Annotated in this window: 22 protein-coding genes and 1 pseudogene; 10 read left to right on the top strand and 13 right to left on the bottom strand. The window is 57.0% G+C overall.

Features of this window, described 5'->3' with window-relative positions:
- Window positions 1-323: 323 nt before the first annotated feature.
- From ACXAIC_RS20440 to ACXAIC_RS20410, 7 genes are all read right to left on the bottom strand, one after another.
- Window positions 324-1223 (bottom strand): NAD(P)-dependent oxidoreductase, encoded by a 900-nt coding sequence (locus ACXAIC_RS20440; RefSeq protein ID WP_475184525.1) that lies wholly within the window; start codon window positions 1221-1223, stop codon window positions 324-326.
- 74 nt (window positions 1224-1297) lie between these two features.
- Window positions 1298-2335 carry a Gfo/Idh/MocA family protein gene (locus ACXAIC_RS20435; protein ID WP_475184520.1) on the bottom strand — a complete coding sequence of 346 codons (1038 nt, stop codon included), beginning with the start codon at window positions 2333-2335 and terminating at the stop codon, window positions 1298-1300.
- A gap of 7 nt (window positions 2336-2342) precedes the next feature.
- The gene (locus tag ACXAIC_RS20430) at window positions 2343-3290 is read right to left on the bottom strand and encodes a phytanoyl-CoA dioxygenase family protein (protein ID WP_475184515.1); all 948 of its coding nucleotides are present in this window, start codon (window positions 3288-3290) and stop codon (window positions 2343-2345) included.
- Window positions 3291-3301: 11 nt separating this feature from the next.
- Window positions 3302-4930, bottom strand: a complete 1629-nt coding sequence (locus tag ACXAIC_RS20425) for a TRAP transporter large permease (RefSeq protein ID WP_475184509.1) — start codon at window positions 4928-4930, stop codon at window positions 3302-3304.
- Window positions 4930-5781, bottom strand: a complete 852-nt coding sequence (locus tag ACXAIC_RS20420; RefSeq protein ID WP_475184506.1) for a TRAP transporter small permease subunit — start codon at window positions 5779-5781, stop codon at window positions 4930-4932. Before ACXAIC_RS20420 ends, ACXAIC_RS20425 begins: the two co-directional genes overlap by 1 nt.
- Window positions 5782-6103: 322 nt before the next feature.
- Complete coding sequence (locus tag ACXAIC_RS20415; protein WP_475184501.1) at window positions 6104-7141, bottom strand: TRAP transporter substrate-binding protein; 1038 nt, start codon at window positions 7139-7141, stop codon at window positions 6104-6106.
- Between the two features lie 179 nt (window positions 7142-7320).
- Complete coding sequence (locus tag ACXAIC_RS20410) at window positions 7321-8436, bottom strand: mandelate racemase/muconate lactonizing enzyme family protein (protein ID WP_475184496.1); 1116 nt, start codon at window positions 8434-8436, stop codon at window positions 7321-7323.
- 275 nt (window positions 8437-8711) lie between these two features.
- Here ACXAIC_RS20410 and ACXAIC_RS20405 point away from each other — a divergent pair, with 275 nt between their 5' ends.
- The 3 genes from ACXAIC_RS20405 (at window position 8712) to ACXAIC_RS20395 (ending at window position 11403) form a co-directional block, all read left to right on the top strand.
- On the top strand, window positions 8712-9425 hold the full coding sequence (locus ACXAIC_RS20405) for an FCD domain-containing protein (RefSeq protein WP_475184491.1): 714 nt from the start codon (window positions 8712-8714) through the stop codon (window positions 9423-9425).
- A 185-nt stretch (window positions 9426-9610) separates the two neighbouring features.
- Window positions 9611-10519, top strand: a complete 909-nt coding sequence (locus ACXAIC_RS20400) for an NAD(P)-dependent oxidoreductase (protein WP_475184488.1) — start codon at window positions 9611-9613, stop codon at window positions 10517-10519.
- Window positions 10516-11403, top strand: a complete 888-nt coding sequence (locus tag ACXAIC_RS20395) for a sugar phosphate isomerase/epimerase family protein (RefSeq protein WP_475184485.1) — start codon at window positions 10516-10518, stop codon at window positions 11401-11403. Before ACXAIC_RS20400 ends, ACXAIC_RS20395 begins: the two co-directional genes overlap by 4 nt.
- Before the next feature lie 19 nt (window positions 11404-11422).
- Here the strand turns inward: ACXAIC_RS20395 and ACXAIC_RS20390 are convergent, their stop codons facing one another.
- The 5 genes from ACXAIC_RS20390 to ACXAIC_RS20370 all read right to left on the bottom strand — a co-directional run bounded on the left by ACXAIC_RS20390 (window position 11423) and on the right by ACXAIC_RS20370 (window position 15860).
- Entirely contained in the window at window positions 11423-12151 is a 729-nt protein-coding gene (locus tag ACXAIC_RS20390; RefSeq protein ID WP_475184481.1) for an MBL fold metallo-hydrolase, read from the bottom strand.
- A gap of 1 nt (window position 12152) precedes the next feature.
- On the bottom strand, window positions 12153-13172 hold the full coding sequence (locus ACXAIC_RS20385) for an ABC transporter ATP-binding protein (RefSeq protein WP_475184479.1): 1020 nt from the start codon (window positions 13170-13172) through the stop codon (window positions 12153-12155).
- Window positions 13169-13948, bottom strand: a complete 780-nt coding sequence (locus ACXAIC_RS20380; protein ID WP_475184475.1) for an ABC transporter permease — start codon at window positions 13946-13948, stop codon at window positions 13169-13171. The genes ACXAIC_RS20385 and ACXAIC_RS20380 overlap by 4 nt, the downstream gene beginning before the upstream one ends.
- Window positions 13948-14706, bottom strand: a complete 759-nt coding sequence (locus ACXAIC_RS20375) for an ABC transporter permease (protein ID WP_475184654.1) — start codon at window positions 14704-14706, stop codon at window positions 13948-13950. Before ACXAIC_RS20375 ends, ACXAIC_RS20380 begins: the two co-directional genes overlap by 1 nt.
- 104 nt (window positions 14707-14810) lie before the next feature.
- Window positions 14811-15860, bottom strand: a complete 1050-nt coding sequence (locus tag ACXAIC_RS20370) for an extracellular solute-binding protein (protein ID WP_475184472.1) — start codon at window positions 15858-15860, stop codon at window positions 14811-14813.
- 108 nt (window positions 15861-15968) lie between these two features.
- On the opposite strand from ACXAIC_RS20370, the gene ACXAIC_RS20365 reads away from it, so the two are divergent.
- Together ACXAIC_RS20365 and ACXAIC_RS20360 are read left to right on the top strand one after the other, a co-directional pair.
- Window positions 15969-16571, top strand: coding sequence for a TetR/AcrR family transcriptional regulator (locus ACXAIC_RS20365; RefSeq protein WP_475184469.1), 603 nt, complete (start codon window positions 15969-15971; stop codon window positions 16569-16571).
- 26 nt (window positions 16572-16597) lie between these two features.
- On the top strand, window positions 16598-17113 hold the full coding sequence (locus tag ACXAIC_RS20360) for a GNAT family N-acetyltransferase (RefSeq protein WP_475184466.1): 516 nt from the start codon (window positions 16598-16600) through the stop codon (window positions 17111-17113).
- A 17-nt stretch (window positions 17114-17130) separates the two neighbouring features.
- On the opposite strand, the gene ACXAIC_RS20355 is transcribed toward ACXAIC_RS20360, so the two are convergent.
- The gene (locus ACXAIC_RS20355) at window positions 17131-17382 is read right to left on the bottom strand and encodes a hypothetical protein (protein WP_475184462.1); all 252 of its coding nucleotides are present in this window, start codon (window positions 17380-17382) and stop codon (window positions 17131-17133) included.
- Window positions 17383-17416: 34 nt separating this feature from the next.
- Between ACXAIC_RS20355 and ACXAIC_RS20350 the strand changes: the two are divergent.
- From ACXAIC_RS20350 to ACXAIC_RS20330, 5 genes and pseudogenes are all read left to right on the top strand, one after another.
- Window positions 17417-17875 (top strand): annotated as a pseudogene (locus tag ACXAIC_RS20350) (LysR substrate-binding domain-containing protein).
- 217 nt (window positions 17876-18092) lie between these two features.
- Window positions 18093-18326, top strand: coding sequence for a hypothetical protein (locus ACXAIC_RS20345; protein ID WP_475184458.1), 234 nt, complete (start codon window positions 18093-18095; stop codon window positions 18324-18326).
- A gap of 360 nt (window positions 18327-18686) precedes the next feature.
- Entirely contained in the window at window positions 18687-19985 is a 1299-nt protein-coding gene (locus ACXAIC_RS20340) for a tyrosine-type recombinase/integrase (RefSeq protein ID WP_475184456.1), read from the top strand.
- Window positions 19978-20787, top strand: coding sequence for a hypothetical protein (locus ACXAIC_RS20335; RefSeq protein WP_475184452.1), 810 nt, complete (start codon window positions 19978-19980; stop codon window positions 20785-20787). The genes ACXAIC_RS20340 and ACXAIC_RS20335 overlap by 8 nt, the downstream gene beginning before the upstream one ends.
- A gap of 114 nt (window positions 20788-20901) precedes the next feature.
- Window positions 20902-21096 (top strand): hypothetical protein, encoded by a 195-nt coding sequence (locus ACXAIC_RS20330; RefSeq protein WP_475184449.1) that lies wholly within the window; start codon window positions 20902-20904, stop codon window positions 21094-21096.
- The last annotated feature ends 10 nt before the right edge of the window (window positions 21097-21106 follow it).

Here is a 21106-nt window from a genome sequence, read left to right as displayed (position 1 = left end):
AGCAAGCAGGATGCCAGAATAAAAGAAGAGAATTTAAGTGTTTTCTTTCAATTGGATAAAGAAATTTTCAGTGCCGTACGCAAAAACCTCTGCGTCGGTCTGCTGCGCTGAAGTGATTAATAAAGAGGCGTGATTGACCAGTAAGCGATCACCTTCTGCAGCAGGTCCCATGGACCCCTAAGATTTTCTGAGGCCTTTGCGGCATCTGTCTACCGGAGCCCCCCTGTTCCGCAACACCGGCCAGGACGGGGCTCGGCAAACGGCCTTCTTTGCGGATATCCGGAGCCTGACTGTTCATCTGCACCGGTCCATCTGCAACAGCCTCAGACCTTGTCCGGAGCGTTAAACAGATCCACGAAAAAGTCGACCTGCTCCGGCACGAAGGCGTCACCGCGCCCACCGGCAATCGACTGGTCGAGGGCGGTCTTGGCTCCTTCTGCCATGATGGAGGTCACGCCCAGGCTTTCGGCCATGTCCATGTAATAGCCCAGGTCCTTACGTGCGTTGCGGATTGAAAAGGCAAGCATGTTCGGGTCACCGTCAATCGCAAAGGCCTTGATGAAATCCATCATACCGGAGCGCAGCGGTCCGGCAGACATGACGTCATAAAGCTTCTGGCGCTCCACCCCGGCCTTGTCAGCCATGGCAAAGGCTTCCGCCATGCCGTTGGCCACCGCCTGGGCAAAGAAATTGTTGATCAGCTTGATTGTGTGCCCAGTGCCAAGTGCGCCCAGATGGAACACATTTTCCCCCAGATCCTGCAGCACCGGCTCCACTTTCCGGTAGGCCGTTTCGTCCCCGGAACACATCAGGTTCAGCTTGCCTTCCAACGCATGGGACGGCGTACGGCCGATGGGACAATCGAGATAGACCGCCTGTGTCTTTTCAATATCAGCCCCGATGGCCTTGGTGGAGGCGGGCAGGGAGGTGCCGAAATCAATGACGATCTTGCCGGGCGCCAACCCGGCAATCAGACCCTCCGGCCCGTAGATGCGGCTTTCAACCGACGCGGACGTATCGACACATACCATCACGATGTCGCAGGCTCTGGCAATTTCGCGCGCCGTAGCGACTTCTTTCGCTCCCCGGGCCACCAGCGCGTCCACGCGCTCTCTTGACCGGTTGGCGACGAGTGTGAGCGGATACCCCTTGTCCAGAAGGCGGTTGCACATGGCAGCCCCCATGAGGCCGATGCCGATAAATCCGATTTTGGGCTGTGTCATGCCGAGTGTCCTCACCTTGCTCATTGGTTGTTTGCGTGCGTCACTGCACCTGATTTCAATATGTGATTCTGAGCTCAGCTTTCACAGGCTTTTCTCACCGCCTCAACCAGGCGCAAAGCCTCCAGCCCGTCCCGCCCGGAAACTTTGGCCGTTCGGATGTTTCCGCGCACCAGCTGCGCAAAATGGGTCAATTGATCCGTCAGAGGGTCCACCGTTTCAAACAGCACCGGCGCGCTCTTCAAGGGCCGGGACCAGTCGCCCTCCTTGCCCTCGGCATCGCTCCAGATCCGTAAATTGGGAAAGTCGAAACTTCCTTCCGTGCAGCCGATCCGCCAGGACGCCAAACCGGTTTCGGCGATAGTGGGATTTTCCCCGCTCGCGCCTTCAAAACTCCAGGGGGTCAGCGCCGCGTCACTCAACACAATGGTAGCCAGAACTCCACTTTCAAAACGCAGCAGGACGGCAGCGCTGTCTTCCACCGGCGTCTTGCGGATGCGACTGGACACCATGGCCTTGACCTCAAGAACCGGCCCGAACAGGCCCAGAAGAAGATCAGCCTCATGGATGAAATTGATCAAAAGCGGCCCACCGTTGCCATCCCGCCGCCAGGCGCCTTTTTCAAAATAACTTTCCGGCTTGCGGACCGCCCAGATCACAGACACCATCACCGGCTGGCCAAGGGCCTTTGTGGCAATCATCTCCCTGGCCTTGTCCACCACCGGGAGATAGCGCCTGTGGTGTCCGGCAAGCAAAGGCACTCCGGCCGTCTCAAAGGACTCTACGAGAGTTTCGGCATCTGCCACCGTGCCGGCAACCGGTTTTTCAACAAGCACCGCCCAGGATCTTTCAAGACAGGCAAGCCCGCTTGGCAAGTGGTCCGCATTCGGGGTCGCAATCAGGGCCGCCTCGCAGGTCTCCTTGGGCACATCCGCGAGACGGACCGCCCATTGACAGCCAAGCTCCGTAGCCAGTGCCTGGCGGCCGGGATCCGGGTCGACAATCCAGACAAGTTCAATCTCCGGATGGGCGGCTGCCTTTCTGGCATGCCGCTCACCGACCAGACCTGCGCCAAGCACGGCGACGCGCAGGGGCGTATTTGTTTTCAGGGCCATTGTTGGTTCAGGCACAATAGGGCGCGTCATTGCCCCAGCGGTGTTGCGGGATGTGGTCTGTATGGGCGAGGCGGTGGCGGGTGTCTTCCCACATGGCCTTCCAGGCCCGCCAATCCTTCAGCTCAGTCCCGGGCCGCTGCCGGGAGCGGGCAACAAACTCCGGAAAATGACTGCGTCCCGAGGGCTGTCCGGTCACATGATAGCGAAGATCGAACGACCAGCGGTATCCCTGACTGGTATTGGCAAGAGATCCATGGGGCGTCAGCGGGTGAAATAGGACGGCCCCACCGGCTTTGACAGGAGCAGGCACGGCTGTTTCCCTGGGACGGTAGGCATCGGCAATGCCGACCTGAGATTTCAGGCAATGGGGCAGCATTCCCCGATACCGGCCCGGGGCCACCTGAAGACAGCCATTTTCAACAGTCGCATCGGTGATCGCCAGCCAGACAGTGACAAAGGTCGTGCCGTCCGCTTCCTCAAGCGTCACCCCCTGGTCCTGATGCCAGTCAGTCGCGACCACATGAGCCCGGCTCTCAGAGGCATCCACCGCACTTTGTGGCGGCTTGATCCGCACATGCTGGATCGGGTTGGAGGAAATCTCAGGTCCGATCAGCGCTTCGACACAGTCCAGAATGTTGCCGTTGGTCGCCATGGCGAACACGGCTGGCCCGAAATGCATCGGCGTGTCCACGGTGATCCCGTCATGGGGCAGGCTGATATCGAAAGGCTGGTACCAGTCAAAACCGCCCCGGTAACACCGGTCCAGCTTGTCCCAGAACCCTGCTTCGGTGCCAAGTGGCGGCACCTTGCCCTGCCGCTGCCAACGGCCATAGAGCTGATCCATCAGGTCCGCATATTCCTTCCGGATGGCGGAAAGCGCAGCCTCATCCAGAAGATTTTCGACCACCAAATAGCCCTCTTCGTGGAAGCGTTCGATATCGCCTTGGGTCAGCATGACACATCACCTCATAGCAGCAGAGTCACGATTGTCGGCCAGATCAGCAGCACAGCAAGGGCAATGAGCTGAACCCCGATGAAGGGCAGAAAGCCCCGGAAAATGTCGGTCAGGGAGATATGCGGCGGTGCCACCGATTTCAGATAGAACGCGGCCGGTCCGAAGGGCGGAGACAGGAAACTGACCTGCATGTTCATGCAGAACAGGACCCCGAACCAGATGGCCACATGCTGCGGCGACAGCTGACCGATAAAGCCGATCTCCTCGATCGGCAGACGCTTCACGATCGGGAGGAATACCGGAATGATCAGAAGCACGATCCCAACCCAGTCCATGAAGGCGCCCATGAACAGCAGGATCACCATCATGGTCAGGATCACAAGCATGGTCGGCATTTCCGCCCCAATGATCAGCTGGGCAATATAGGTCGGGCCGCCTGCCAAGGTGTAGGCCCCGGCCAGGGTCGCCGCTCCGATCGTAACCCAAATGATCGTGCCGGTGGAGCGCAGCGTGCGCATCATAGACACCCAGAGCAGATCCACCGAGGCTTCGCCGCGGAACAGGGCTATGCAGAAGACGGCGACCGCGCCCATCCCGGCCGCTTCTGTGATCCCCGTGACCCCGCCATAGATGGAACCAAGCACAATGCCGATCACCGCAAGTGGCGGCACCAGCCCCTTGCCGTGTTCCCATCCGGCGGCCGTGCGTTTGCGCCCGGCCACAAGAAAGATCAGCGCCAGGGCCAGGACACCGATCCCGGCCAGCAAAGGCAGGTCGGACACCATGCCAAAGGGAGGAGGATCGAAATCCTCAACACTCGCATCATTGCGCCCAAGCGCTGTCAGAAACGCAATCCGCGCAATCATCAGGGCGATGACACCAGAAATTACCAGCCCGAGAAAGCCTGCAAACATCAACAGCTTTTCCCCCCCATCGGGGTCACCTTCACGGGGTTCCGGCAAGGGCGCCTGGGACGGGTCCATTTGGGTGCGGACCACGATATAGAGCATGATGAAACTGGCGAGCATGAAACCGGGAATGAACGCGCCGGTGAAAAGCGCCTTGATCGAAGTTTCCGTGATCAGGCCATAGATGATCAGAACAATGGAGGGCGGGATCATTGTGCCCAATGAGCCGGAGGCACAAATGGTGCCGATGGCCAGGTTCTGATTGTAGCCAAGGCGCAGCATCTGGGGCAGGGCAATAAGGCCCAGCAGCACCACTTCCCCACCGATAATTCCGGACATGGCGGCCATCAGCACGGCCATGATGGAGGTTACGATGGCAACGCCGCCCCGGGCCCGGCTCAGCCAGAAATCGAGACTGTCATACATCTGCTTGGCAATGCCGGACCGCTCCAGGAGAGCCGCCATGAAAATGAACAGCGGTACCGAAATGAGTACATATTCGGTCATCAGGTCGAAGATCTTCTGGGTCAGAAGATACAGCGGCCCTGTTCCGGGATTGCTGGTCAAAAGCCCGGTACCAAAACTGGAAGGATCGGTCAGAAGTGTGGGTTCGAACTTCATGATCATGACCAGCGCGGCCAGAATGGCGGACGCAAAACCAAGCGGCATTCCGATGCCCAGCAGGAAGAGAAGCCCGAAAACCAGGACTATTGAAATCGTGCCGACATCCATCAGTTCGCACCTACACTTTTCTTGATTGCTGCAAGTTCTTCCTCGTCGATGAGATCGTTCTCGTCATGATCGGAAGACTGTTTGTTCCAGTCGGCGATAAGATTGGCGACGGCCTGAAGGGCAACCAGCACAACCACGATCAGGATCATTGGCTGAATGGTCGCGGGAATGGGAGGATCAAAGGCCGTACCGAACATTTCCCAGCGGTGGAACTTGATGGCAAAGACCTGTTTGTAGCTGCCATAGACCATCAGGAACGCAAACAGACACAAAAGCGTCACCGAAATGACGTCACAGGCATGGCGCAACGGCCGGGGCAGAATGTCATAAAGGATGAAAATGCGGATGTGGCAGCGCTGTTGCATCGCATAGACACCAGAGAGCAGGAACACGAATCCGGCGATCCAGAGTGTCAGTTCATTCGCCCACAGGGTTGGCGCTTCGACCACATAGCGCATGAACACTTCATAGAGCATCACAAGCGTCATGATGATGATGAGAAGCATGGTGACCCGACCCAGGAAGAGCGCAAAACGGTCAAAAACCGTATAGTCGGGATATTCCATCTGGGCGTGGACCAGAGTGCGCATGCCCAGCAGAAAAATGACCGGTGCGAGCAGAAGTGCAGCCCAATCGATGATGTCCATAGTGCCTCCGAAAAGGCCGGGAAGACCGGAAGAGACATCCTTGCGCTCGCGCAATTCGGTAATCTGCGCCGTCATGCTGTCATTGGCATGCGGGAAGAAATCGAGAATATACGCCGGGCCATGCCAGATGATCCACCCAGCACAGAAAACGAACGCGACGGGGATCGCCCATTCGCGCAGACCGCCAGGTTTTTGGCTTGTCATCGAACTTCCTCCCATCAGGACACTGTGTAATGCGCAAAAAATCCCGGGTTGGGATCTTCGGGACCGGCAGCACGTCCCCGGTTGCGGTTCACCGGATCGGCCAGATCCTGCGGCGCACGCTGTAACGCGACGGCCATTCCCGCCACCAGACAAGCCGTCCGGCGCCAGCGGATCTGCCGAGATGATCCGTGCTCTTCCCGCGCCTCAAACGGCAGCACGTGGCTTGTGACGGATGCGAGTTTCATGGTGCAAAAAGTAGCGTTGAACGAAGCGGCAGGAACCCAGGTTCCTGCCGCCTTCTGGTTTCGAACGCCGCAGGGGCTTACTTCATTGCGCCAAGGTTCCGCAGGAAGGCCAGATGGCTCTCCAGCAGGGACTTGGCTTCCGGCGTGGTTGCGAACTCAACCCAGGCTTCCTGAACTGCCTGACGGTAAACAGCCATGTCCTCATCAGACCAGGTGTTCAGCTTGATGCCTTTTTCCCGGAGTTCCTTGGCCGTCTGGGCATTCTTGACTTCGTTGATAGTGGAGTTTTTAAGGCCAAGCGCCTGCATGCCGACTTTCAGAATTGCCTTGTGGTGCTCAGGCATGGCATCCCAGACATCCTTGCGGCAGGCCAGATGGTCGGCCGGCATGGAGTGGAAACCGGGATAGTTGGTTTCCGTGGCAATGTCGTAAAGGCCAAGACCCACATTGTTGGTCAGATTGGCCGCATCGGCGCCATCAATAATGCCAGTTTCAAGCGCAGTGAAGATCTCGTTGAAATCCATCACGATCGGCGAAGCACCAAGCTTTTCGAAGATCAGCGTGATCACGCCCGGGGGAGAGCGGAACTTCCAGTTTTTCAGATCCTTCACACCGGAAAAAGGTTTGGTGGAGGACAGCGATTCAGGCCCCGGAATCCACCAGCCCACAAACTCCATGTTGTTGGCGTTGTACAGCTCATTCAGCTTTTCATAGCCGCCGCCATGAAGCAGCCAGGCATATTGCTGGTAGGGGTTCTGATAGCCGCCGGTCAGATCGCCGGCAAACTGGAAGGCCGGATTTTTGCCGGTCTGATAGGCACCGCCAGTCATGTCGCAATCAAGAATGCCGGTCGCTGCCGCATCGAAGGTTTCAGCGGACTTGACCACCGAAGACGCGAAGAACATCTCGATTTCGATTTCTCCATTGGACATGGTGGTCACGTCATCAATGAATTCCTGGGCCATCTTGCCCGACAGGGTTTCTGTCGAGAAATGGGTCTGAATGCGCAGTTTTGTCTTGTCGGCCGCAAAAGCGTCTGTCGTGCCGCCCATGGACAGGGCAAGGCCCGCCATGGCAACGCCGGCAAGCATGGATCTGTTCAAGGTCTTGAGCATACGTGTTCCTCCCGGTTGCTCGAAGATTGGCGACGGTCCTCCATCGGCAATCCTGTTTGCTGGCCCATTTTCTAGGGTCTCCAGCCATTTCATCCATCTTGACAATGCCAGTGATGGATTGATCTTCTCCTGTCGGAACGCCCCTTCCACGGACCGTCCCGGTTCTTCTGCTCTTCCGGCTAAGCCGCCCCCCGGGCATCCCGGGTTAGTAAATCCTCAGCCTCCAGCTTTTCCCAGTCAAACGTCACGCCAATGCCCGGCGCGCCGGGTGCGACCGCGCGGCCATTTTCCAGCACAAGCGGGCGCATCGTATACTGGTCAATCGGGAAAGAGTGCACTTCCAGCCAGCCATCGCTGCCAAGCCCTGATAGAAGACTGACATGAAGCTCCTGCATGCCGTGGCTGCAGACCGGAACCTGCGTTTGTGACGCCAGTTCCGCTGCTTGCAGGAACCCAGTAATCCCGCCGCAATTGGAAGCATCTGGCTGGATATAACTCAAATCGGACTGATCAAGCGCGTAGCCGAATTCAAAGATCGTATGGAGATTTTCACCCATTGCGAGCGGCATGCCGGTGGCTGCAGCAATCTTTGCATACCCCTGATAATCATCGGGAAGGGTCGGCTCTTCGAACCAAAGGATGTCATAGGGCTTGAACGCATTGGCCGCTTCGATGGCCTGATCCACGCTCATGGAATAATTGGCATCCACCATGAATTCTATGTCCGGACCGATCAGTTCGCGCACCGCTGCGATCCGTTCCACATCTTCGGCCAGGGTGGGCTGGCCGATCTTGATCTTGATGCCTCTGGCACCTCGCGCGAGATACCCGCGAATGCTGTCCAGAAGCTTGGGCAGCGGAAAGGCCAGATCAATGCCGCCGAAATAAGCATTGCAGGTGGTCCCGGCACCGCCAGCCAGCTTCCAGAGCGGTGCGTCCGCCTCTTTGCCCCTGAGATCCCAAAGAGCAATGTCAACGGCGGAAATTGCAAAGGAGGCGATACCGCCCCGGGCCACATAATGCACGTGCCATTGCATTGCCTCATAGAGCGCTTCGACATTCGTAGCATCCCGGCCGACCAGCATCGGTGACAGGTCATGTTCAATCATGGCTGCAATCGCCCGGCCGCCCTTGCCGCCGGTATAGGTATAGCCCGTCCCCTGACGACCATCGGCAAGCATCACCGTTGCCGTCACTAGCTCGAAATGGGTGTGGTCGCCATGTTTGGCGTCTACCAGCACTTCAACAAGCGGAATATGAAAAAGCCGGACGGAAATTCCGGAGATTGCTGTCAAGGACCCCTCCCAAGATGCCAAGACCAGTTTGGAAACAACGCTTTGGTATGACCAAGCGCGCTGAGCAGACCTTGAATTGCGGTTCAAGTCAAGGCCGTTTCCTTGCTGTTTTGTTAAATCGATTGAATAAAAGTGACAAGCTATTGATTTACTGAATTTATTACACTTCTCGGAACTTCCTCACGTAAAGACTTGCCAGGAATTGCCTCTGGACTTAGCATCTCCAGCGAATATCTCCTGACTTTTGGTATGACCAAATTCACCCATTGGCGAACATGGCCCTTGACGATCGACCCGAGACCACCGGACAGGCCCGCGCCTCAGACGCTGTTGTTGCAGATCTGGAAGCGCGGATCTCCTCCGGCCTGCTGGCCTCAGGTCAGCCACTGCCGGCAGAGCGGGATCTGATGGAGGAGTTCGGCACGTCCCGGACCGTGGTCCGTGAAGCCATTTCCACACTCGCCAACCGCGGCTTGATCGAACTGCGCCCAAGATACCGTCCCAGAGTGCGCAAACCGGATTACGGCACCCTGATCGACGCCACCGGCACAATCGTCCGCACGCTCCTGCATGAGCCGGACGGGGTACAGAATCTTTATCAGAGCCGTGTCTTTATCGAACGGGGACTGGTGCGCGATGCAGCCCTGACGGCGACCAAGGACGATATTGCCGACCTGAAAGCCGCGCTGATTGCCAATGAAGCCGCAATCTATGCGTCAGAGGAGTTTTTCCGCACCGATATCGCGTTTCACGGGGTCCTCTACCGCATGAACGGCAACCCGGTCTTCCCCGCGATCCATGAAGGGTTCACGTCGTGGCTGTCGCCCCAGTGGCGCAAGTTGGACCGCAACATCGTCCATAATGAAACAGTCTATGCCGCCCACAAGTCCATATACGACGCTATTTTGGAACGGGATCCGGCGAGGGCAGAGGAGGCCCTGGTCGAGCATCTGCGCGTGGCCTGGGCCTATGTGGAGGAAACTTTTTGAGCCGGGCACCTGAATAAGTGACGGCCAAAGGCGCTGACTTACATACCAGAGAAGGGCAGCGGGTGTCTTCCGGACCCGCCCGGCCAGAGCACCAATCACGCGCGCTGGCTTGAAATCCCGCAAGACCAGGGCTGGCCGCACCGGGTGTGGCCAGGTTTTGCCAGGTGAAAACGGGAGGAATATACATGAAAACGATTGGGGTTATCGGACTGGGCGACATGGGCTCTGGGCTTGCCAAGAACCTGATTGCAAACGGCTTTCACACAAGAGGGTTTGATCTGTCCAATGCCCGCATGGCGGCCTTTGAAGCCTTGGGCGGCATGCCTGCAGAAAATGCAGGTGAAGCGGGCAGGGGAGCAGACGCTGTTTTTGTGATGGTCATGAACGGCGCCCAGGTCCAAAATGTCCTGTTTGGCGAAACCGGGCTTGTGAACACGATGCCCCCGGGAAGCGCGGTCCTGCTCACCGCTACCATCAAACCAAGCGAAGCCCGTTCCCTGGGCGAGGACCTTGTCGGGACCGGAATTCACCTCATCGACAGTCCTGTTTCCGGCGGATTTCCCGGCGCCCAAAGCGGTACGCTGACCATGATGGCAGCCGCCCCTGCAACGGTTCTGACCCGCTTTGCCCCCGTTATGGAGGCTGTTTCGGCCCATATCCACCGGGTAGGAACGTCACCCGGCGACGGGCAAACGGTCAAAGCCTGCCTTCAGTCCCTGATCGGGTCCCAGTTTGCCGCAACCTTCGAAGCTGCAGCACTCGCTGCCAAGGCTGGCGTGCCGGGGCAGGTGATCCTCGATGTCTTTTCCACCTCATCTGCAGGCTGCGGTATCGTCAACAATGCCCTTGAAAAGATCATTGACCGGCAATTTGAAGGCACCGGCAGTCACATCGACACCATGCACAAGGACCTGACAATTTCTCTGAACCTGGGGGAAGAGCTCGGCGTGCCGTTGCACACGGCCGCCGCCGCCATGCAGATCTTTCACGCGGGCCGGACCAAATATCCGCAGGGAGACAACTGGGTCTGCACACGGGTGATTGAGGAGATCATCGGCGCTGAACTTCACCGGACAGGGGCCAAACGCGCATGAAACTCGGAGTTATCTGTGACGGCATCAGCCGCGATCTCGCCCATGCCCTGAAGGTCATGAACGGAGCCGGACTCGACTATGCGGAGCTGCAATTTGTGGATGACAAGGAAGTCGGAGATCATTCAAGCGAGGAGACCGCCGCCATCAAGGCACTTCTCAAACAGCATGGCAAAAAAGTCAGCTGCCTGTCCCGGCATGTGTTTGCAGGCATGACAACCACCAACCGGCCTGGCGATGCGCTGCATAGCCAGCACATGGACGCACTCAAGCGGGTCATCGCGATGGCCCAGATGCTGGAGGCGCCTCTCGTGCGGATCATGACCAACAAGAAAGAACAGATCCTTTGGGGCAGGGGCGGGGCCGAGGTTTGGAATGTTGCCAACGGCGCCTGGGATGCCACACTGGCTCTGATCGAACCGGCCATCCGTCTTGCCCGCGCAGAAGGCATCGCGCTCGCGGTGGAGACCGGCAACGGCACCATGGTCAATTCAAGTTATACGGCCCGCAAATTGATCGACGATCTTCAGGCCCGTGACTGCCTCAAGGTTCTGTGGGACCCGGCCAACAACTGCTGGTGCCATGAAGAGGCCTATCCGGACGGCTACGAGACCCTGCGCGGCGGTTATCTTGGCCATATCCATATCAAGGACGTAAAAGTGGACACGCCGAGGGCCACACTGGAAGTGCGCCCCTTGGGAGAGGGGCAACTTTCAGATCAGCTGCCTCAAATCGCCGGGGCACTCCGCAGGGATGGCTATGATGGGGTGATCTCCCTTGAAAGCGTCTATCATCCGGGCAATGGCGACTTCGAAGCGGGCTTCCGCCAATGCCTTCCCCGGTTCAAGGCACTTTTTGGAGACACGTCCCCCAAGCCACGCGCCTAAAACAGCAGAACAGGGTCGTTCAAAGGCCCTTTTCCTTGAGCCAGGCTGTCACAAGTTCGGTCAGGCGATCGCCGGAAAAGGAGGGAAAGTGCCCCCCGTGCACAATACGGACAGGGAGGCTGGCCAACCGCTCCATGGACCGGACATAGTCCTGAGCATCGGCATGATAGGTGTCTTCGATCAACGGACCATCATAAAGGATATCTCCTGAGATCAAGATACCCGTCGCCGCTTCCCAAAGCGCGATCCCGCCAGGGCTGTGACCGGGTGTGTGGATCACCTGAAAAACACGGTCGCCCAGATCAATGATGTCTCCATCCTCCAAAATCCGCGTCGCAGGCGCGGCTTTGACGGCATAGCTGGTGGAGCTGTAGGGCACCTCCGGCAAGGCATCGAAAATTGCGTCGGTCACATAAGGATCAGCGAGCGTGTTCTGCCGTGTTGGATGCGCCAGAAGATCCGCCTCGGCAGAATGACACAGGCGGCAGGGAAACTCGTGATGGCAGCCGATATGGTCAAAATGAGTGTGGCTGGCGACAGCATCCAGAGGCCGCTCGCTCACAAGGGGCACCCATTGCCTTAAAGACACAACCCCCATGCCGCTGTCCACCATGAGGTCCCGGTCCCGTCCGCGCACATGCCATATGTTGCAGCGGTAGAACTCCTGGATATGGGGCTCGTCTATCCAGGTGATGCCGTCACCTGCGCTGCGCAGGCGGTACCAGTCCCGGGGAGGGATGCGTTTCATGTCACGTCTCCGGCAGAAAAACTGGGTTTGTACCGTAAAGGGAAACGTCTTGCCCAACAGCTGGAACCTGCCCCTGAGGCAAATGGGCGGTCAGGGTCAGGTCAGGGGCGGCGGCGGGGGCAAACCGGCACCTGTGATGGGCTCCGAAAAACCCTGTTTCAATCAACCGGGCCGGGCCAAGATCAATGTCCCCCTCCAGGCCGATATTTTCCGGACGCAGGCACAAGAGCCCGTTTTGCGGTGCCAGATCCAGCGCCCCCAGCGGAGAGGTTACCCCGCCTTGTGCCGCCACGACCGGGATGCGGTTCATTTCACCCATGAAATTTGCGGCAAACAGGGTCCGGGGCGTGAGATAAACCTCTTCTGGCGTACCACAATGTTCGATATGCCCGTGGTTCATCACAACGATCCGGTCCGCGATTGCCATCGCTTCTTCCTGGTCATGCGTCACATGAACAAAGGTCGTGCCGACCCGCCGCTGGATGGCTTTCAGCTCGTCCTGCATCTGACGGCGCAGCTTTAGGTCCAGCGCCCCCAGGGGTTCGTCCAACAACAACACATCCGGCTCCACCGCCAGCGCTCTTGCCAGGGCCACTCGTTGTCTCTGGCCACCCGACAATTCGTGCGGTTTGCGGCCGGCCTTGTCTGCCAGACCGACCATATCGAGCATCTCCATCGCGCGGCTGATGCGCGCGCGCCGGTTGACCCCGCGCATGCGCAGCCCAAAGGACACATTATCGCGCAGGCTCATATGCGGGAACAGGGCATAGTCCTGAAACATGGTGGTTGTCGGCCGGTCTTTTGGGGCCACATGGGTCATGTCACGCCCACCGATCAGAAGCTGGCCTTCGCTTGGTGTCAAAAACCCGCCAATGATCGACAAAAGCGTGGTCTTGCCACAGCCGGAGGGCCCGAGCAGCACGACGAACTCTCCCGCGTTTATCTCAAGATCGATCTGATGCAGCGCTGTAAAGCTGTGAAACCGGTGTTTGACGGATTTGATGTGCAGATCAGCGGTCATGTCGACCCCTTCCGGAAAAAGGTGACTTCCAGCACCAGAACAAACAGGACAGAGACAAGGAACACAAGCGAGCCAACCGCATTGGTTGCCGGCGACAGGCCTGAGCGCAGCATTGACCAGATTTCCACGGGCAAGGTCACGTCAAAACGGGTGAGCAGAAAGGCGATGATGAATTCATCCCAGGAGAAGGTGAATGCCAGGAAAAACGCCGCCCCAAGCGCCGGCAGCAACATGGGCGCGGCCACGAACCACAAGGTCTGGACTTCTGAGGCTCCCAGATCCCGCGCGGCTTTCAGGGCGTTTTTCTGGTGGTCGCCGATCGCAGCATAAAGGATCGCAAAACACAGAGGCAGATTGATCACCACATGGCCGATCCCGGTCGCCAGAAGCGAGGGGCGGATGCCGATGCTGTTGAACATCTGCAAAAGACCAAGGGCAATGATCAGATAGCTCACCGTCATGGGTGCAATCAGAAGGCTGCGCATCAGCGCAGATCCAGGAAGCACCACCCGCGCAAGACCGGAGGCTGCGAGAAATCCCAGCACCAGTGCCACGAACGCTGACACGAATGCGACAGCCAGAGAATTGACAAGCGCTTCCATCATGGCACGGTCCCCGAGGACCTGTGCGTACCATTTCAGCGTTGCCCCTTTGAAAGGCGGCACCGGCAGGCGCCCGTCCTGAAAAGAGAACACCACCAGCACGACAACCGGCAGCAGGATGAACACAAAAACCGCCGCAAGATAGGCCCAGGACAGAATGGAGGAACCGCGCATCAGACCCGCTCCATCTTCAGCCAGCGCGCTGTCACCAGATAGGCGACACTCACAATCGCCATCAGGACAATGGACAAGGCGGAGGCCATGGGAAAGTCGCCGCGCCGTCCAAGCTGCAGCATGATCAGCTGGGGGATGGTCAGCTCGTTGTTTCCACCCAGGATCTGAGGTGTGATGTAATCGCCGATACACAAAACAAAGGTGAGAAACGCACCGGTGACCACGCCCGGCAGGGTCAATGGCAAGATCACAAACCAGATCACCTTCCATCTGGACGCTCCGAGATCTTCGGCAGCCCGGGCATAATTCGGCGACAGCTGGATCAGGTTTGAATAGATCGTGAGGGTGAGCAGCATGACAAAGAAGTGCACAAATCCGGTCACCGTGGCCGCGCGCGTAGCCATGATCTGGACCGGTTCAGCCAAAACCCCGAGCCCGACCAGCGTGTTCATGACCACCCCCTTTTCGCCCAGGACCAAAGCCCAGGAGTAGGAGCGCACCACATAGGAGGTCCAGAACGGCAAAACCGCCAGAAGCAGCACCAGACGCCGCCAGCGTTCTGGCACCCTTGTGGCAATGATCCAGGCAAAGGGCCAGGCCAAAAGCACTGAGATCACGGTCACAAGCGCTGTGACTTCGAGGGAAACGGCAATTCCCTTACGCAGCGGCGGGTCGGAAAAGATTTTGATGTAGTTGCCCAGATCAAATCCCTGCACCACGGTGCGCCCCTCCATGTGGGCAAGGCTGATCAGGATCATCGCCCCGAAGGGCAAAATGAAAAACACCAGAGTCCACAAAAGGGCAGGGGCGGCAAGCACCGCACCCTGACGTTTTTCCTGTGCTTCAATACTCACACCAGACCTCAGTTCTGAAGCATGTCGGTCCAAAGGTCCTGCATTGCGGCATCCGTGTCCGCATCCGGCACCGGATAGAGCTGGGCTCGGGACAGATAGTCTGCCTGATCGTCCCAGCGCAGGATTGCCTTTTGTTCAGAGGTCAGCACATTTCCCGCTGCTTTGTTGGCGGGCATGCCCCAATAGCAGGACGAGGTTGCCAGACGGGCCTGTCCTTCAGGCGAAGTGATGTATTTGATGAATTCAGCGGCAAGCTCCGGTTCCGCGCTTCCTTCCACCACGCCAATCGACTGCGCCCAAAGCAGGCCGCCTTCCTTGGGGATGGTCCAGTCCAGATCCGGGTTCTCGGCATTCAACACGGCGGTCAGCCACTCGCCACCACCAATCACGATATCAACCTCACCGGTGGCCAGGGCCGTCTGGCTCGCCACCACATCGGACACCTGTTTGGAGGCGGTTTTGAGTTCCATCAACGGCGTCTTGATCGTGGGCAGCGTTTGAGCATTCAGGTCTGCCGTGGCAACCCCCGCTTCCAGCCCAACCAGCCCCATGACCGGAAGATAGTAGTCATAGATCGCAATCCGGTTATCATATTTGCCGGACCACAGCGCATCCAGACTGGTCATATCCTCTGGATCAACGGCAGACTTGTTGTAGGCGATTGTGTTGTAGCCGAACTTCTCAACGGCGGCATAGACTGTGCCATCCACCGTAACATGATCCTTGAAGAGCACTTCGGGAAAATAGTCCCCGGTCGGTGCAGTCCCTTCAGGCAACGGCGCCAGAAATCCGCGCTCCACAGCCCGGCCCACATCCACCGCATCAATCACAAGGATGTCCCAGTCCCCAGGCCGGGATTGTTCCAGAAGGGTCAGGCCAGCAGCAGTGCCTTCGTATTCCTTCACATTCACACGCACATCATGAGCCTTTTCGAAAGGCTCCAGCAGCGCCGGATCGGCATGGTCACACCAGATCAGGGCATTGAGGTCCTTGGCCTGGGCCGTCGTGGCCAGTCCGGCCATCAGAGCGGCCGCGGCGCAACTCAGCTTGAAAGTCATGTTCGTCTCCGGTTGGTAAAATTGCAGTATTTTTATTTTCTGTAGAAAAAAGTTGAACGCATTCACTTTTAGAGTCAATGCTATTTTTCAGCGAGGAATGAGGTGCTTATGGCAGGACTGCGCGAACAACAGAAAGCGACCAGAAGGCGGGCACTTTTGGAGGCAGCAAGCCTGCTTTTTAAGCAGAGCGGCTATGAAGCGGCTACGATTGGTGAAATCGCTGAAAAGGCGGACATCTCGGTCGGCGCCTTTTACAACTACTTCACCAGCAAGGCTGATGTGCTTCTGGCGATTGTTTCCATGGAAGTGGAAGAAGTCCTGCACCAGGGCGAAGCTATGCTGGAGAGCAACCACACCACTGCGCCGGAGGCCATTTGCCAGCTCGCCTCCATCTACAATGAGCACTGTCTCGTCTACCTGACGAAGGAAATGTGGCGCTCTGCCATGGCCCTCGCAATCCAGCACCCTGAAACACCTTTTTCCCACCGCTACAGGATGCTCGACACGGAACTGACCAAGCAAATGACAAAGCTGCTTGTCGTCTTGCAGGGGCAAGGTCTCTTGCGCCCGGAGATCGAACCGGAAGCCTTCGGAGAGGTGCTCTTTTTGAGCTTGAACGGGCTCTTTATCGAGTTCACCGTGAAAGAAGACATGACACTTGACACCTTCAGTCAGGCCTTCGCCCGTCATGTGAAAGCGGTTTGCGCCTGATCAGGTCCGTTCAGATTCGGCAAGTCATGCCGCCAGTCTGCTATAAACGGCACATGAACCGGGCCCGAAACTATGCTTTCCGCAAGCTGAAAAAGGACGATTTTCCTCTGCTGAATACGTGGCAGGCACATCCACACGTCCGTCAGTGGTGGGACAGGCAAGAGCCCTACTCGGACGAAGAAATGGCCGACCCGCGCGTAGCCCGCTGGATCGTCTCCTATGACGCACGCCCCTTTGCCTTCATGCAGGACTATTGTGTGCATGGCTGGGACAGCCACCACTTCGCCGGGTTGCCAAAAGGATCGCGCGGCATCGATCAATATATCGGCGAGCCGGACCTGCTCGGCCAGGGGCATGGCACGGCCTTTATCTCCGCCCGGCTGACGTACCTGTTCGAAGACGGTGCCCCGGTGATCGGAGTGGACCCGCATCCTAACAATACCAGGGCAATTGCGGTCTACCGCAAACTGGGGTTTGAACCGTCCGGACCACCAGCGGAAACCGCATGGGGCCGGATCCTGCCAATGCTCGCCAAACGTTAAGCCAATCGCCAGAGCCCTCAGCCGTCCGCCTTTCCAAGCCGCTTGATCTCGGCCTCGAGCGCGGCAATGCGCTCTTCGCGCTGCGCAACGGCGAACGCCAGCTCCGCAGCATCGACCATCTGCAGAATGTGTTGCGGGCAGTTCACATCCCAGGCAGATAGGTCAAACAGGATCGCACGTTCAGCTCTTCCCCGGCCATCTTCAGGCCGGAGGCTGTCGAGCAGCGCATGATCCTCCTCGATCACCTTCGCGCGCCCCCAGAGTTTCACCCGCCGAGGCTGCGCATAATCGATCAGGAAGCGGATGCACCTGCTGCCCGTGATCTCGAACGTCCTGAAGGCCTATCCGCAAATCGATGTCCGGCTGTCCCAGGCCGACCGGTCCGTCAGCCTGCAGGAAGAGCATATTGATGCCGCCATAGGCATCGGCCATCTGCCCGAAAGCGACCTGCGAGCCTGGCTTGTTGGACATGTGCGCTGGGTTTGCTGAGCATCCACCAGATATTTGACCAGCAGGTACGCCCCTCAAAAAGCCGAAGACCTCTCCCGGCACGACTGGATTTCCTTCTCCGGTCTCATGGCGTCAGACAAGTGGCGTTTCGGGGAAGGGGTCTCCGAACGGTGGGTGCCCGTTCACGCGCGGATGATCGTGAATAACGCCAATGCCGCCAGTGAAGCCGCCGCCACCGGTCTCCGGGTCGCCCGTGTGCTGTCCTATCAGGTCGCAGACGCCGTTGCGGAGGGGCCCTTGAGATTATCCTAAAGGAAGAGGAAACCGCGCCCCTTCCGGTCAATATCCTGTACGCGGCAGGTCTCATGCCACAAAAAATACGCGTCTTCGTGGATTTTGCCGCCCCGCACCTTGAGACGGCCTTGCACCGCGCCACATTCTAGGTGTGAGGGCTCCTTGCAAGAGACTTTGGGGAACGGTCTCACATAACGCCCTAATGATTGGGGACTGCAGAACAGTTGGACCCGTAATGCTGAAAGACAAGAAATCCGAAACCGATGCGGAAAAACAAAAGGCCCTGATACGCCGGCTTGTAACCGAGGTAAGCCGCGACAACCCGGACCTCTACTACCAGCCGACCAGCCTTGTTGCGCGGCTGATCCAGACCCACATCGCCGAGGGCCACACGCTGAACGGCGAAGACCGGATGCTGATGCAACGCCTGACAACCCGCGACCTGGAAGTCCTGCTCAGCTTGCATTGAGACAAGGCACGTCAAAGACGCAGGCGCTTTGGTCGGGGCAATTTTTCCGATCGCCTTCCTGCGCGGCCATCACTGGTCAGGCGCAATCTTGAGCAGACAACACTAAAGACAATCAGCAACCCGTTTGGCACGAGATTATAGCCCATGCCCCTCCGGTACAAACTGTGACCTATGTCTCCGGATCGCACAATGAGGAAAATGGCGGTGAGGGTGTCCGCCATTCATTCGTCACAACTCGTATCATCTAGAAAAATTAGCTGAAGCTTTTCAATGAACTCCTTCTAATTGGTGAATTATGTTGTCACCGTCTGTATCAGTCGTTAACATCTTTTTTGATGGGTGTAAAAACGGGTAAAGAGGTTGCCACGCAAAGCTCGAGAACTGTCCGCCATTGAAGTCAAACGACTTAGACATGATGGCACCAACGGAAACAAACTTCATTTTGTCGGTGGAGTCTCGGGGCTCGCATTACAACTTCTGCCAACAGGCGGAAAAACCTGGTTTTTGCGAACAACCATAGGGAACAAGCGACGAGACGTAGGGCTTGGTGGCTATCCTGAGATATCGTTGTCGGTTGCGCGCGAACGCGCTCGTGAGGCAAAGAATCTTGTTCGACAAGGTGTCGATCCGATCGAACATCGACGGGAATTAAAGTCGGATTTAATCGCTGCACAGAAAAGAAGCCTGGCTTTCTCGGATGCCGTAAAACGATACCTTGAGGCGAAAGCATCGGAGCTGAAGAACCAGAAACATAAAGATCAATGGGCGAGTACTCTCAAAAAATATGCAGAACCAGAACTTGGTCATTTGCTTGTCTCTGACATCACAACACAGGACATTTTGAGAACGATTCAGCCCATCTGGCACAATAAGACTGAGACGGCTTCTCGCCTAAGAGGTAGGATCGAAGCTGTCATTTCCTGGGCAACTGTTGCTGGCCACCGCAGTGGTGATAACCCTGCAAGGTGGGCAGGTAACCTTAAGGAATTGCTCCCGTCGCCTCGAAAAATTGCGCAGTCCGGTCATTGGCCGGCCCTGGACATTGGTGATGTGTCTGCTTGGTTTGCAAAACTGAGAGAAATGGACGGCATGGGAGCTCGCGCACTAGAGTTTCTAACGCTCTGTGCATCAAGATCCGGTGAAGTGCGTGACGCGACCTGGCAAGAGATCAATCTTGAAAAACGTATATGGGTCGTTCCCCCAAACCGCATGAAAAGTGGCCGTGAACACCGAGTGCCGCTGACTGACGAAGCGCTTAAGCTACTTGAAGCCCTGCCAAGACTTGAAAACTCTCCCTTCGTTTTTCATTCCGCTCGAGGCGGAGCACTGTCAGACATGTCGGTATCCGCCGTGATGCGCCGCATGCAGGAAAACGCGTTGGTTCAAGGCCAAGTTGGGTGGCTTGATGCCAAGAGCGGAAGGCCCGCAGTTCCGCATGGGATTAGGTCCACCTTCAGAGATTGGGCGGCAGAAAATGGATATCCAAGAGAGATTGCAGAGATTGCTCTTGCCCACGCCGTCGGCAGCGAGGTGCAACGTGCTTACCGAAGGTCGGATTTGATAGAACGACGACGATCGATGATGAAAAGTTGGGCAAACTTTTTGTCGACCGGCCGAACCTCTTACATTCACTCGCTTGAAATCGCGAAAAATGCCTGACAAGAAAAACCCTTTCCCGCGAGATGTTTTCGACCCTTTCGAACAGTTTTTGGAAGAGGGGGGAGATTGGAACCCTGCCATGCCACCATCTCAAGTCTGGGGAGTTTGGGAAGTCGTAAGAGCACACTTTCCGGAACTCGAACCTGAAACGATCTGTTACAAAATTTATTCTGCAGCAGAACTCGTTGAAGAATGTGATGCAGACATTTGCCAGGCATGTTCAGACACAGCTGTGTTTGAATCTGAAAAAGTCGGCGAGGCAATTAAACTAAGCCGTAGTTTTTACAACGTTTGGGGGGCGGCAAACATCTTTCGCAAGAAGCTGGCTGCTATCGAGTCTGGCAACGCATCGAAATGGCGTTTTGCGGCCAATAATACGAATCGAAGGATGGAGATGATCGAACTCGCCGCAGAAAATGACCTCGCTGAGGAAAGAGACATCACACTTGCTGACGCCGTCATAGAAGCTATCGGACCCACCGAAGATTCTCTTCAGAAAAACAGCGAGTTTTGGAAGCAAAAAACAAAGGTGATAGAGGCCGCTCTGAACGGATTGAAAAAGGGTGGACGTCAGACGAATTCGCATAGAGATGAAGCGGTTCGCGCCGCAGTTGAGTTACGGGAAACACTCACTGGCCATAAGGCAACCCAACCTGCCCACGAACTCGCCACTTCAGAGAGAAAGACATCCATGACTTCTTTCGTGCAGGACGTCATTGCGATTTACAAAGACTACGGAATGTCAGGTGCAGTTTCGATAAACTCTGGTGCCTATTGGAGACGCATCCTGAAAAATCGTTAGATTTTTCCAAATTTTGGGGTTTCAAAACCAGCATTTTCCAAAGTTTGAGGTTTCTGGGGCGGGCTTCATACGTTCTTTGCTGAATGGTGTCTTCATCTGAAGTTGGAGTTTCAAATGAAGACAGATACCTATTTGTCCGACGTGGACTTGTCCAAGCGATGGGGCGTTGCGCGCCCAACGGTATGGCGCTGGCATAAGGAAGACAAATCATTTCCCCGTTGCGTAAAACGTGTCCGTCCGGTGAAGCCGGTCTTCATGGCGGCGACGCGCTCTGTTACGCTGCTTTTGCAGCGTAACACCAAGGCATGAGTTCGTTGAT

The sequence above is a fragment of the Roseibium sp. AWQ4_254 genome (genome assembly GCF_056161025.1).
This window is presented reverse-complemented; position numbering and strand designations above follow the sequence as displayed.